Origin of the sequence: Capnocytophaga sputigena, assembly GCF_900446695.1 — a bacterium.
Classification (GTDB): Bacteria; Bacteroidota; Bacteroidia; order Flavobacteriales; family Flavobacteriaceae; genus Capnocytophaga; species Capnocytophaga sputigena.
Genome location: NZ_UAVP01000003.1, coordinates 532,511 through 548,897, shown reverse-complemented (window position 1 = coordinate 548,897; position 16,387 = coordinate 532,511). Strand labels below are relative to the sequence as shown.

At 42.2% G+C, this 16,387-nt stretch carries 1 protein-coding gene; it reads left to right on the top strand.

Annotation, left to right across the window (positions count from 1 at the left end):
• Positions 1-175: 175 nt before the first annotated feature.
• Complete coding sequence (locus DR017_RS02670; RefSeq protein ID WP_111944738.1) at positions 176-16,360, top strand: T9SS type B sorting domain-containing protein; 16,185 nt, start codon at positions 176-178, stop codon at positions 16,358-16,360.
• Positions 16,361-16,387: the final 27 nt, after the last annotated feature.

Sequence of the window (16,387 nt, the reverse complement as noted above, 5' to 3'; positions counted from 1 at the left end):
TTACTTTCTATCCCATATCTCCTATTCATTTTCTTTCAATCGTTAATTTTCTGTTAAAATTTCTTTTACTTTTTTTCTGTGTAAAAATAATATTGTACATTTGCGCCTTAAAGTGTAAGTGTGTCAAAATACTACACAATTTCAGTAATTAAAAAAGAAATTCACTCATATATCTATGAAAAAACTAACAGTTTTCTTAGCAATTTTCTTTATTACAGTCACTGCTTTTGCACAGAAAAATTTCAGCTTGCGCCAAAATTTTTCTGGTCAAAGTATCAATGGTGATTTTACGATGATTGGTAACCAAAACATCAATCTTCGTAATAATGATGTGGGTAAATTTTGGTATCATCCAGATCCTAATAAGCCATTGGATCGCAAAGATAGAGATGATACAGATCCCCTATATCGTTATACTCCTTACCCTCCAGGAGATTATAGACATAATCCTAATGCTTGGAATAACCGTACACTTGATTATATCCATATTGATAAGAATTCTACAGCAGCCAATGCTCCTAGATTCCAATCAAGTGCGGCTACTCTCAATTTGCCTACTTTGCAAAACGGTTGTCCATTACGCATCCGTTATGCTGCATTGTACTGGTCTGGTTACACTTCTAATAGTAATTACAGAAAAGTAAAACTCAAGCTACCTGGTAAAAATGAGTATCACGATCTTACTGCTGATGAAAGTGGTACTATAGGCAATAAATTTCCAACACAGTACTATTGTTTTAAAGATATTACAAATCTACTCCAAAACCAAGGGGTAACTACTGGTGAATATATAGTAGGTGATATTTATGGAGAAATTGCTAATCCTGGAGGAATGAGCCGTAATATGCATGGTCTATCGGGAGGTTGGTCTATCTTGGTAGTATATGAATATCCTGGTAGTAGTGTTACTTCTAAAAAAATAAATATTTACGATGGTTTCCAGTATGTAACACGTTCTGGAATAAATATGAACCTTACTGGTTTCACTACCGTACCTTCAGGTCCCGTAAACGTCCGTATGGGCGTAATGTCTGTTGAAGGACAGCTTGAGTGGGATGGCGATTATATGGAAGTAAATGGTCACAAAATGGGGCAAGCCAATAGTGCTCTCCCTAATTGGACAGATAACTTCTTTGATTCATCAGTAACCCTCGACGGTAGCAATGTATCTACCCGTCGTCCTGCTTCTATCAATAATTTAGGTTTTGACTTAGATGTCTTCGAACTGCCTAACCCTGGTAACTCTATTATAGGTAACAATACCAATGCTTTAAACGTAAAATTAAGAGCTACAGGCGATGTATATCTTCCTATTGTAACGGCTATTTCTGTAGAAAACTACGAGCCTAAACTCGAGGTAGAAACCCGTGTCTATAACGCCGCTGGAACCGACATTACCGACATCAACAATCCTAAAAGTGTTAATAAAGGCGATGTTCTCACCTATCAAGTAAAAGTAAAAAACGTTGGTAAAGCCGATGCTAACTTTGGTCCTTCTCAAGGAGGAGCCCTCCCTGGTATTGGTGTTGTGCTCTACTATCCTAACAAACTTTTGGAGCCTCTCAAAACAGGTGTAAAACCTAATGTAGACCTTATCAAAAATGAATTAGTCTTCTCAAATGGAGCAAATGCGAGTCCTTTCGATTCAGCTTATTATATAACAGGACATACTCCTGCTGTATTTGGTTCCATACAGTCTACTATGGGAACAGGGCAGCGAACTTTGGCTCCTGGTAAAGAGTTTATCGTAAAATTCCATCTCAAAGTAACTACAAACGATTGTGACTTCACTACTTTTGCTTGTAGTGAATATATCCGTACCTATGCGCGCTTCTTCGCCGATAACCTTTCCTACTACCCTGATTTCAACGTGAGTAGCCCTCTCAAATTAGACGAATGTGGCGACCGCGAACCTAAACCTACTGAAGTACGAGTGAGTGACATCAGTACAGCGTCTTGTAACTCAGAAGCCGTACTTTGTGGTAATGATATAAAAATCAAAGCTCAAGGCATCGACTACAACCACCCTATTGCTAAAATAGCAGGTAAGGACTATGGTATTTTCTACGGTAATTACGATACTTTCAAATGGAAATTCCAAGCACTTGGTCAAACAGGGTGGACTAATATTTCTGGTAACAACCAAGAAATTACAGTCAATGCACCTGGAGTATACCGTGTCGAAAAATCCCGTACTGGTGCTAACAATTGCCAAACACGTGTTGAGGAAATCACCGTAAAAACTCACGCCCAGTCACTCAGTCAGCACCCGCTTATTCCTTTTGCGCAAGAGGTCTATACTTGTCCAGATAATGGGGTGGTGTATCCACAACTCTATCTTTGTGGGGCAAATGCCAAAGCGGTAATCAACCTCGGATTGACTAATGCCAAAAACTATACTTGGCAAAAACGTGACAATTGTAATATTCCATCTACTCACGATAAAGAATGCCCTGTTTTAGAAAATACGTATGGTTGTAATTGGGTAACCAAAGCTACAACCACCACTAACGACTATGTAATTACTGAGGCTGGCGATTATCGCCTAACAGTAACTTTCCAAAATAACTGTGTCTCTACCTATTATTTTAAGGTAACCAAAAACAACCTTACCTATAAAGTAGATGTCAAGGATATCATCTGTAATAGCAAAGGTAAAATCACCATAACAGGGGTGAACAACACTCAATATAAATTTGCCCTTAAAAAAGGAACTACTACAGTAACTAATTATCAAACCAACCCAGAGTTTGAAATTGCTACCCCTGGGGGTTACACTGTACTCATCAAACAAAACACAGTGAGCAATACAATGTTGCCTTGTGTTTTCAGCGAAGAGGTAGTGATCAAACAACGCACCCCTGCACTTTCAGTATCTCATAGCGAGATTCTTTGTAAAGGTGAGACCTCTACTATTCAGGCTATAATTTCCGATGCTTACCCTCCATTCACCTTTACCCTCCGTAAAGGAAGTGCCACTGGCTTAGTGCTTGATACCAAAACAGTCAGCAGCACTACCTACACTTTCCCTGCACAACCCGCAGGCAATTACTTCGTGCAGGTAACTTCTGAAGATATCGATGCCACTTGTTTGCCAGCCAAATCAGTGATAGTGAGTGATAACAACCAACTTAAAATGACGGCTACTGCGGCACAACCTTTAATGTGTGGTGTTGCAAAAGTAGTCCTCACAGCTACAGGTGGTAAAAAAGCATCTTATGGTTATAACTTCCAGATTACAGGCAATGGTATAAACTTGAGTGGTACACATCAATCAACTTATACATTCACCTTGTCAGCAGCAGGTACATTTACCGCCAAAGTGGTAGATGCGAACAACTGTACCGTGCAGGAAACTGTTACCGTTACAGCCCTCCCTACTGCTACAAGCAATGTAACTGGTAAACTCATCAACTGTGGTGCTAATGGAGTTATCACCTTCAGCGAACCTCAAAGTACAGTAAGTTATACTTACGACTACAGTGTCGATGGTGGTACTACCTTCCAATCAGGTCGCGAATTTACCGTAACACCAGGTAGAACCTATAACACCGTCTTCCGTTATAAGTATGGTAGCATTGCTGCTTGTACCGTAACCAGCTCTGTAACCATTGGTACAGGAGGCAACAACAACCTCATCGCTTCAGCGGGAGTAGAAAAATTAGTAGGTTGTGGTTCGGGTGCTGATGAAGATAAAGCCTTAGTACGTTTCTCTAACGTACAAGGAGGGCAACTTCCTTACGAGTATAACTTCGGTGATGGTCGTGGTTGGACAGCTACCGAAACAGCTCGTTGGTTAGCCCCAGGTTCTTATAACCTATCAGTACGCGATGCCGCAGGTTGTGCTCGTACAAACCTCAAAGTAATTGTACCTAATAAAATCACAGAACCTATTTTTACACCTTCTATAATTACTTATGATTGTCAAGGACGTGGTACAGTTACTATTGATAGCAACAAAAGTACTTACACCTATACTTATATAGTTGATGGGGTAGCTACTTCTTCCAAAACTCTCCGAAACCTTACACCAGGTACTCATACTATTACAATCAAATATGCTGATGCTAATCCTCCAAGCAAAAATGTACTCTTCCTAGAAGACTTCGGTGCTGGCGCTCACGCTAAAACTCCTTATATCGCACCTGTATATTTCTTCCAACCTCAAGATTACTCTAATCCTTTGTACAATGCTTTAGGAGGTACCCAAAATCAATATCAAATAGCCTACTTACACGATGCGCAATATGCTGTGGCAGCACGCTTAAACCCTAACCACTTCCCTCGCCGCCCTAACGACCATACCCGTGTCAATGGTGCACGTATAACTAACGGTAGAATGTTGTTTATCAATGTCGGAAGTGCTGTAGGTATAGGTGGAGTAATGTATAGTCGTAAAATGACCGATATATTGCCTAACAAACCTATACGTTTCTCTATTGCTGCTTTCAACTTAAACGTTGGTAATGGTCAATGGGGACCTTCTACCGACCCTAATCTTACCTTAGAACTCTACAAAAACGAAGCTGATATAACAACAGGATCTTCTGCCGCATTAGTCTCTAAACCTATAGGCTATATACGTGGTAGAGGTGTCAATGATAATGATATCTGGGAAGAATTTAATGTAGATTTAAATCCAGGTAATAATACAGTCTTATATGCCGTTGTTAGATCTAATAACATTGTATTAGGAGGTAACGACTTGGTGTTAGATGATATCTACCTCTATCAAGAACCTGAGGCTTGTGGCTTCACTTATACTCTTACAGTAAATGTAGCCAATGACAAGGCTTTTGGGGTGGATTCAACTACCGAGAAAATAGAAAACCCTAAATGCTATCCAGGAAACGCAAGTTATCAAATTAATTTGAAAAATGCTCCATCTACTTATTATGTAAGTAAAGATGGTGGAGCTTTCGTTGCTACAACGGGCAATCCTTTCAGATGGACAAATATAACTTTTAATGGAGTCTATACTAGAACTCACACAGTAAAAATCCGTGCTGAACAAAATAACCCTAATTGTGAGGTTACTCGTACCTTTACAGTTATACAGCCTCGAAGTATATCAACAGAAAACCTAAATGCTATTTTGGGTTGTGGTGCTACTAAAGCAGAAATAAAGGTAAGAGGTTATGGAGGAACTCCTCCTTATACGTACGCTTTGTATAGAGGTACAGTTACAGTTACTACTAAACAAGTAGCTACAGCTACTTGGACATCAATGTACGTTTCCCAAATAGGAAATTATACCTTTGGGGTAATAGATGCTAATGGTTGCTCGAGAAAGAGCGTTATTGAAAGTATAGTATATGCCCCTAAACAGCTTACCGTTACAGGTACAACAAACCCTACTACTAATAATTTCTGTAATATAACAGGAGCTAATGGTAAAGTAGAAATTCTATTAGATGTTGTTACTACACCTAATAGTGCTCCTTTCCAGAGTCTTACAGAGCCTCTTACATTCCAAGTGAATGGTTCCACAGTGGTTGCCACAAGACAAGGTTATAGTAATAATTACGTGATTGATAATCTCGGTATAGGTACGCACACTATCACCGTAACAGATGGCTATGGTTGCCGTGCTTCTTACACCGTAAAAATCAATCGTCCTATTGCAATAGATGGTACGGGTGCAGTTATTTCAAAAGACATCTCTTGTAACGCAGCCCCAGCCAACCAAGGAGAGATTACTCTTAAGGTAAAAGACGGTTATGCACCTTATAAATTTGTTGTGAAAAATGCAGGCGGAACGGTAATACAAACCGCTCAGAATGTCCCTGCCAACAATACAGCTACTTATAAAACAGCAACTCCAGGAGCTTATACTATCGAAATAACCGATAGCAAAGGTTGTATAGTTACAGGCAGTGCTACATTAACATCTGCAGTAGCGCCAACAGTAACAGTAAGTACAACCACAGTAGGTTGTTATGGAGCTAATAATGGAACTATATCCTTAACAATATCAGGAGGCAAAGCGCCTTATAAAGTATTTTTAGACGGAGTAGCTAAAGGCAGCCAATTAGTTTTCAACAACTTGTCAGCAAAAACATACGCTATAAAAGTAGTAGATGCGAACAATTGCGAAACCACTAAAAATGCTACTATAGCACAGCCATCAAATCCATTGCAAGCTTTTGCAGGAGTATCACAACTTATAGGATGTGGAGGAACAGGAGCCAATAAAGATAAGGCAGAGGTACGCATTACCAATCCAAGTGGAGGTACTCCACCATATCAATACAAGTTTGATGGAAATTATGGCAGCAGCAAAGTAGCTTGGTTGCCAGCAGGTACCCATAGGGTATATATAAAAGATGCCAATGGATGTGAGTTAGGAATGACAGTAACGGTAACAGCGAGAATATCAGAGCCTACAGGAACCACTTACACAATAACAAGTTATGATTGTGATGGTAAGGCAACAGTACGCTTTACGGGTACTCCTACCACTTACGATTATACGTATGAGATAGGTGGCAAAACCGCTACGGGTACAACCGCTACCATTACAGGCTTAACCCCAGGTAGTTATACAGTAACAATCAAATATAAAGATACCAATCTTCCAGCTTCAAGTATATTGATAGAAGAAAGTTTTGGTTCAGGTCCTACAACTTGTTTAGCGTCAATAGTACCATCAAATTGGACTTGTAAACTTACAGGCTGTTTAGAGGAAGGAACTTATGCAATTGCCAATCAAGCAGGCGCATATCCTTGTCCAGGTTGGTGTTGGAGAATGCCAAAAGACCATACAAGCAATGGAACAGATGCACAAGGAAGATTCTTTGTAATGAATAATGGAGTAGTAGCACCAGGCGGTACACGTTTCTATTACAAAGAGGTACAAGATGTAGTGCCTAATCAGCCAGTTAAATTTAAAGTATATTTGTATAGTTTAGAGAAAGCAGAATGCCATAGTCCTATCATACGACCTAATATACAAGTAAGTTTAGTAGATGCTAGCAATAATATATTAGCAAGAACAACATCAGGAATTCTTCGCGATAACCAACACGATTTAGATTGGCAAGAATTCTCAGGAGAGTTAAATCCAGGCGCTGCAACCTCTTTCCGAATAGAATTTAGAAATTTAACAGTAGGAGCAGGAGGTAACGATTTTGCTATAGATGATATAATTGTTTACCAAGAAGCAAAATCTTGCGAGCAAGAGATCACCAAACAAGTAGTAGTTCCATCAGGCAAAGAATTCAAAGCCAGTGTAGTGAGCATCACACACGCTACTTGTAAGGGAGCACAAACCGGTAAGGTAACCTTCAAGATGGAGAACTTAGGAGGTGCGGGTTATCGCATTACCGAGGTAAATGGAGCGCTACGTTCAGGAGCAGGTTATACCACCGAGATTACCGCGCCAACCTTCGAGGTAGATGGTCTTAGACCAGGAGTTAATACCATCAAGTTTTCGAACCGTACTTGTGGAATAGTTCGTACGGTAACCATCACCGAGCCTGATCAGCTTACCCTCACAGCAACTATTAGCGAGCCAGCGATGTGTTCAAACAACACCAAAGCACGAGTAACGCTTACAGCGGGCGGAGGTACGCCACCATATACCTATATCTATCAAGTAGGCAGCAATGTAACTACCCAAACAAGCAATGTCTTTACGGGAGTAGCACCAGGTACGCCTACCTTTAGAGTGGTAGATAAGAATGGTTGTAACGTACAGCTCACAGGAATCTTTACGGTAACAACCCCTACCACTGTAGCCTTTACCACTTCGGCAACCACTTGTTATTCAAACAACAACAATGGAGAGATAGCCGTAAAAATCACTCAAGGTAACGGAGGTTATAAAGTAAAATTAAATAACAATGCTGCTATAAGTTTAGCAGCAGGCGCCACTACGCACACCTTTACGGGTCTTACCCAAGGCAGCTATAGTGTTACAGTTACGGATAGTTATGGTTGTAGTACTGCCACTCAGGTGCGTATTTACCCATCACTTAACAGCACAGTGAAAGTAACAGACCAAAGTTGTAAGAAAGGTAAGATAGAAGTAACAGCATCAGGCGGTAATGGCACGATAGAATACGCTTATAAGAAACAAGGCGATCCAGCCCCTACTGATAGTGAATACAGCAGTACAGCAAGAAGCTTTGATGTACCTAATTTTACGGCAGCATCAGAGACTTGGATAGTATATGTACGTTCAGCAGCTTGTGTGAAAACCCACCAAGTAGTGGTGAAGAAAGCGGACAATGTAGCCTTTACAGCGGCGACAGTAACGCCTACTTGTCAAGGTTCAGCAACTGGTAAGATCGTATTGGGTAATATCAAAGGCGATGGCAACTTCAAGGTAAGTTATGGTAAAGCAGGCACACCAGTGATAGCCAACTACACAGGTATTGCAGGTAGTAGCTATACGATTACCAATGTAGCGGCAGGCGTTTACTCAGTAACATTAACTGATAAATACGGCTGTAGCACAACCCAAAGCATCACCTTAGCCGATATGCCAGCACTTACAGCGAGCATCAGTGTATCAACTAATGGCGGTGGATGTTTAACAGCAGGAAGCGCAGCAACACTCACTTTGAGTATGACCACTGAGACTTGGAATGCTTATCGAGCAAGCGGTAACAATGTATACTATAGCTTTGATAATGGAGCTAGCTGGCATCCAATGCCATCGAACCCTTACGATGCGCCAGCTGTCTCAGCAGGTGTGTACAACACCAAACCAGGTACTACATTACAAGTTCGTTTCGCCACACGTCAAACCCTTGCAGGTGCTGATGTATGTATTACAGCCGCGAGTGCTTATATAGTACCTAAACCATTAGCGACATTAAGTGTAACTACGAATATAGATAAATTTACTTATAACTGTACAGTGGCAGGTACACAATACTTCACAGCAACGGTAACAGTACCTACGGGAGTAGGAGCAGCTCCATTCCTATTCAATGTAAATGGCGGAGCTTATCTAACACCTACACCAGCAAATTCACGTACGTATGTGTTTACGGGCTTGGTAGTAGGACGTACTTACACCTTTGGAGTAAAAGATAATATTGGTTGTGAAACCGAGTACACGCAAGATATCTATGCTAATGTAGCCACACCAGCGATGACGGCAACATTGATAGCCAATCCAGCTTGTAACGGAGCAAGTAGCAGTCAGGCAACCATTAAGATCCACCGTAGCGCTTCTTATACAAGTGCTAGCACGGGAGCAACTCTTAATTGGACGATATATGAAAGACAACCAGGTTTAACAGCAGGTACTGTAGTACATACAGGTACAGCAGTAATGCCAGGAGTAGGACAAGATGCTACAACTATCACCCCTGCAGGACCTTATGCTTTAGCACCTAATAAAACTTACTATGTGATAGTAAAAGAAGGTACTAATTGCGAGTGGGGTAGTAGAGACCTTTACATCAGAGAGTTAGCAACACTTTCAGCTACTGTATCACAAACAGCAACGATTACTTGTAGCAGTGATGGAGTATTAGAGATCTTGCGACCTACAGGTGGTGGAGGTACTTATCGCTATACTGTAACCCCAATAACAGCGGGTGTAACATTTAGAGCACCAATAGTTACAGGTAGTTCAAGAGTACAGATAGTAAAAGAAAATATCGCAACTCCAGCGATGCCAAAATATCCAAATCCAGCAACTACTTTTGGAGTAAAATTAGAGATGGAAGACCAATATGGTTGTAAGGCTCCGTTAGGTACTTATACCTTTACGGTAACCCCAGCTCCAGATATTGCAGCCACTCCAATAGTAGGTTGTGCTGATGGTCAATATACACTCACCATCCAGCCACAAGCTAAAACAGGACCTTTAGGAGTAGTAACGCCAGCACCAGCGACAGAGATTGCAGGCTATGAGTACTCTATCGATAGTGGTATCAGTTATCAAAGCAGCAATGTATTTGGTAACTTGGTAGCAGGAGCATACGATGTACAAATCCGTGATAAAGCTACAGGTTGTATAGCTACTAAAACGGTGAGCATCACCAATGCTTTAGAGGCAAGTGTAGCTTTAACCACTCCATTAGGATGTACAGGAGGAGCTGCTGGAATCACTGTAAAAGTAGACAATGGTTCAGGCAACTACGAATATACCTATACCAGTCCAGGAGGTACGACAACAACCCCAGCTGCAATCCCACAAGTAGCAGGAGAGTACAAAGTTACCTTCAATGTAACGAATGTAGGTGTATATACAGTAACAGTAAAAGATAAGAACGCACCGAGCGCTTGTAACACCTTCACAAGGTCAATTACAGTCAATGCAGCCGAGAGACCAGAGATTACCACTTCGGTAAAATCAGTAACTTGTGCAGGCGGTAGCGATGGGGTGATCTATATCACCGAACGCAATACAGCAGCCTTAGGAGTAGCCTTTACTTATGCAGTACAAGGACCTGGAGGTGTAACCCCAGCAGTGGGTACTAACCGAGAGATAACAAATGTCAAAGCCGGTTTATACACCATTACTGTAACGGCTAATGGCTGTCAAAACACTTATACAGCTACGGTGAAAGAGCCAACTGCTCTTACCCTTAGCAAAACGCTTATAGAGAACAACAAACGCGAGTTTAGTTGTGGTAGTTCAGGAAGCGTACAACAAGCAGAAATCACAGTGCCAAGTGGTGCAGTACAAGGAGGAACATCACCTTATAGAATAGAGTACTTGTACGGTACTGTATCAGGAACCGGCAATAGCTTTAGCATAGGTAATACCGCAGGAGGTATTGTAACCATCACGGCTATTGATGCCAATGGATGTAGCACCCAAACCTCAGTGGTGATCAAACCGTTCGAAGCCTTCGATGTTGATAAGATCGACTTTGCGGTAACTGCTACAGGAACTTGTAACGCGAGTGAAACTATTACTATCAATGCTAAACAAAGTTCAGGAGCGCCATTTACAGGTCAGTTGTTGTACTATCAAGGAGCAACCGCCCCAGCGGGAACCCTTACCCCAACAGCAGGTGGCTGGCAAACAAGCAATAGCTTTACCATAGCACCTAACAGAACTTATACGTTCTGGGTAGCCAATAGAGCGACAGGCTGTATAGCGAGCAAGTTGTACATCTCGCCTAATCCAAACAACTTTAGCATAGTAAACCCACAAGTGAAGAATGTAGGTTGTAAAGGTGCAAACAATGGAACAGCTACCTTTACCCTTAGCAATACAGTAAATGGTCACGCTTATAATGTAACAGTGAGCCCATCAGCAGGAACCATAACCCCTGCGGCACCATTTACAGCAACGGGAACAACAGCTACCTTCAACATAGCAGGTTTAGCACCAAATACCTATACAGTAACAGTAAAAGACAATAATACAGCTTGTGAGCAAACCTATAGCTTCAAGATAGAAGAGCCAACATCGGCTATCACAGCAAGTGTTACAGTACATCAAGCCACTTGTGCGAGTGCACCTACTTACAACAGTGGAGAGATAGCTATAGAGAATGTAACAGGAGGTTGGGGTACTTATCAGTACTATATAGGTCAAGCAGCCGCAGGTTTAGAAGTGTGGACAAATACAAGTGTACGCACAGGCTTAACCCCAGGAACTTATAGAGTATTGGTAAAAGACAACAATGGTTGTGCTACAACACTTAGCAATACGGTAACGATAGCTACGCCAACCACTATCAGTGGTACACTTACGGTAACCCATGCGAACTGTACTAATGGTACGGGCGCTATAGGTGTGAGAAGTGTAACGGGAGGAGAAGGAGCGAACTACTTGTATCAACTCATCAAAGATGGAGTGGCACAAGGCGGAGCTCAAACCAGCACCGAGTTCCAAAACTTAAGTGCAGGTAATTACCAAGTAGCCATCTCCGATTCTTGGGGTTGTACCACCACACTCACCCAATCGGTAACCTTGTACGAACCGGTAGAAGGAGTAGGCGTACGCTTTATCAAGCAAGTAACTTGTACCCCAGCAACGGGCGCAACGATTAGTGTAACCTATGCAGGAGGCGATTCACCAAGTTTGCGTTATACCCTTAAGAACGTAACTACAGGAGTGAGCACAACATCCACTACCAACGGATTTACCAATGTACCGGCAGGTAATTATGAAGTATCGGTATACGATGTAGCAACGGGTTGTCCTACCCAAACCCACACCTTTGCAGTAACCGATGCAGCGACAGTGAGCTTCACTTACACCACTACAGCAGTAAGCTGTAATGGCAGCAGTGATGGTAAGCTAAAAATTACCATACCAGGTACACAAACCCAAACCGATTATCAAATCAATATAGTAGGTAGCGGCGGCTTTACCCGCAGTGAAACGGTGAACACCACACCTAAGGACATAGAGTTTATAGCTATGCCAGCAGGTACTTACACGGTAACACTCACCTCTGCACGCAACTGTACAGCTACTCAAACGATAATTATAGGTGCACCAGCAGCCTTGATAGTGAGCAATACCACCACGGTAACCACCCACTACAAGTGCGATACCGATAACAACGCTCAACAAGCGATTATCTCGGCAGTAGCCCAAGGCGGTACACAACCTTACAAATACAACTATCAAGTATTTGATGGAACAAGCACAAGCACTTCAGGCTGGATAAACAGCAGTGTATACAGTCTTACCAGTGCAGGTAGTGCTACCCAAACAGTGATAGTGAATGTAGAGGATGCTAATGGTTGTAGAGCAGTCTATACTCCAATGGTAGTACCACCACTACAACGCATCAGCGCGGTGAATGCTACCCGTATATCAACCTTGAGTTGTAACCAATCCGAAACAGTGAACTTCACTATAGTAGGAGGTAAGAACCTCGGTTATATAGTAGAGGTAACAGCCAATGGTAGTGTGGCAACGCCAACGCCATCAACACAAACCCTTACAGCAGGAACCAATGTAGCAACGGTACACTTCAATGCAGCAGGTTACTACACTATTAAAGTAACCGATAGAGATACAGGCTGCTATGCAACAGTATCTCACACTGTAAACGAATACAGAACGATGGAAGTAAGTGCTGCACAAAGCAAGCCAGTGAGCTGTGTGGGCGATAGCAATGGAGAAATCACAGTAACTTTCAGTGGTTACCAAGGCGCGATTACTTACCAAGTGTTCAATGCTACAACTTTAGCTCCAGCACCAGGAACTGCAGGAACAGTACAAACACAGATAGGTAGCGGAGCAGCAACAAGAACAATAGTTATAGGCGGTCTTGCCAAAGGTAGCTATGTGGTGAGAATGGTTCAAACAACTGCACCGAACTGTACAGTAACCAGTTCAGTGGTAATGGTATCCGAACCAGCAACCACTATTACCGCTACCCCAACAGTTACTGACCGCATCAAGTGTGGTATAGGTCAAACCGGAGCCTTTAGTGTAGAGACAACAGGTGGATGGGGTAACTATCAGTACCGATTACTTGTAGGAGGAGCACCTCATAGCAAGTATGGAACTTATACCATCACAAGCCTCTTCGAAGGATTGGTATCTAATACCTATACAGTAGAAGTAAAAGATGAGAATGGCTGTGTGGCTACCCTCACCCAAGTAATGGCAGCACCAGCGCCAATAAGTGCCAATGTAACCCATACCGATGTGACTTGTTTTGGAGCCCGCGAAGGCAGCATTACAGTACAAAGCATCAGTGGAGGCAGCGGTAACTATACTTATGAGCTTAAAGAGTTAGGAGGCGCGATAGTACGTGGAGCACAAACCAGTACCACCTTCACCGGCTTAGATGCCCGTACGTATGTACTGAACATCATCGATGGTTGGGGTTGTGATGCCCAAGTAGAAATAACCATTGATGAGCCATCAGAACTTGGAGTAGTAGCAAGTATCGCTAGTCCGCTTACTTGTAACAACCCAGCCACTGTATCGATTACTGTTACAGGAGGAACACCACCTTATACTTACTACCAAGTAGGTAATGCTACCCCATTGGCAGGCAATAGCATCCAGGTAGGTAACGGAGGTCAGCCATTAGGTGACTACGAGTTCTATGTAACCGATAGTAAAGGATGTAGATCTAAAGTATCTAACAAAGTAAGTATTACAGCCTTAGAACCACTACAGTTACACGTAAATACAGAGGATGCCTTTGTAAAATGTAATGGAGAAAGTTCAGCGCGTATTACCTTCTCGGCAACGGGCGCATTGGGTAACTATCAGTACAAATTGTACAAATCAGGCGTACACTCAACTACGGCTAGTGCTACCCAAGTAAACGCGACCGACTGGGCATTTACAGGCTTGAATAAAGGTAGTTACCAAGTAGAGGTCATCAGCGTAGACTGTACTGTATCTAGAACAGTAGATGTAGATGAATCACCAGCCTTTACAGTAGCAACAGCTACAACCGATATCACTTGTAACGCAATGCGTGATGGTACCATCTCAATGACGGTAACTGGAGGTGCAGGCGATGTACAATATGCTATCAGTCCTCGATTAGATCGATTTGTATCCGAAGGTTACTTCACGAATTTAGGTAGAGGACAGTATGTAGTAAGAGCACAAGATAAGAATGGCTGTTTTGTAGATGAAGTATTTACCATCCACGAACCCGATGTATTGAATGCAGTAATCCACAAACAAACCGATGAGGTATGTTATGGAGCAGGAGATGGTACAGTATCGATTACCATTACAGGAGGAACACAGTCTTATAGCACTTCAATTGATGGAGGCGCTTGGACAGTAGATAAGACCTTGTATACAGGTTTATCGGTAGGAGTTCACACCATTACGGTAAAAGATGCACGTTCTTGTACAACAGAAGTGCCAGTAACTATCAAAGAAGGAGTAGACTTGCAAGCTACAGCAACGGTAAGCTACGGTTGTGGTAACAATACAGTAGTGAACACCATTAATGCAACGGTGAATGCTAGCTACACAGGAGCGGTAAGCTTCAGTTTAGATGGTGGAGCGCCACAAAACTCAGGTAAATTTACAGGAGTAACAGCAGGGGTTCACAGCATCACCTTTACCCACCTCAATGGATGTACCACTACCCTTACAGTCAATGTAACGGCTTACAATAGTCTTACAGCCACCACAGCAACGAAAACCGATATGAGTTGTTATGGAATAAATGATGGTACGATAACCTTTGCGGTAAGTGGAGCAACTAATAGTTACACTTATACCATTACCCCAGAGGCAGGTACGTTCGATGGAGTAAGCAAGTATACCGGTTTATCGGCAGGTATCTATACGGTGAAAGTGAGATCTAATGGCGAGATAAACTGTGAATTAGAACAAAGCTTCACAATAGAGGAACCAGAGTTGTTGAAAGCAACAGCCTCAACAGTATCCGAAACTTGTTACCAAGCCAATGATGGTAGCTTGAGCTTTAGTATCCGAGGCGGTAGAGCACCGTATAACTTTACGATTAAAACAGCCTCAGGCACCACAGTAACCAATGGTACTTTAGCTACAGCAGGAGCGGTATATACACAAACCAATGTAGCAGGAGTTTATCTCTTAGAGTACAACGATGGTAACTGTTCACAAACCTTAGAGATAACAGTGCCAAAAGCACCAAATCTCGAGATGAATGTCAAGACGATGTTCAACTGTTCAACAGTATCGACTACTTATACTACAAGTTACTTGCGCATAGAGTTCCCATACGCTGATGAAAATCAGATAAGGAATATGCAGTACTCATTAGGTGGATCACCAATGATAGCCTTTGATAGATATGAAGGTAAGTATGCTTATACGAGAACTATTCCAACGGGACAATACACCCTTACGGTACAATATCAATCTTATCCAGGAGCGCCATATTGTACAAAAGTATATGGAGAAACAGTAAGCTTGACCCGTTATCCAGGATTAGAATTAGAAGATAAGAGTGATCCACGATCTATCAATACGATAAAGGTACAAGCTAAGGGCGGAAACTCAACGCAGTACATTTATTACTTCAATGGCTTTACCAATGGTACTAACGAGTATATGTTGCGTTCAACCGATCCAACCACACGAGTGGTAGGTAATAGAGTGTACAAAACAGTAGTAGTAGAGGTAACCGATGCTAATGGCTGTAGTTCAACGCTCACTATAGAGAAAGAGTATATGAAGTCAGTACCACCAGACTTCTTCACGCCAAACGGCGACGGACAGAACGATGGTTGGGATCCAGATAGATACCGCAGTTATCCAAATCTAACGGTAGACATCTACGATCGTTACGGACGTTATATCACCACTTTGCGTTCAGGACAAACTTGGGACGGTCGTTATAACGGCAAGGAATTACCAACAGGCGACTATTGGTATATCCTCAAAACCCACGAAGAAGGCGAAGACGACCACGAATATATGGGTCACTTCAACCTCTATAGAGCCGCTGATTAAAGTTGAATAAACTAGCAATAGCTAGAT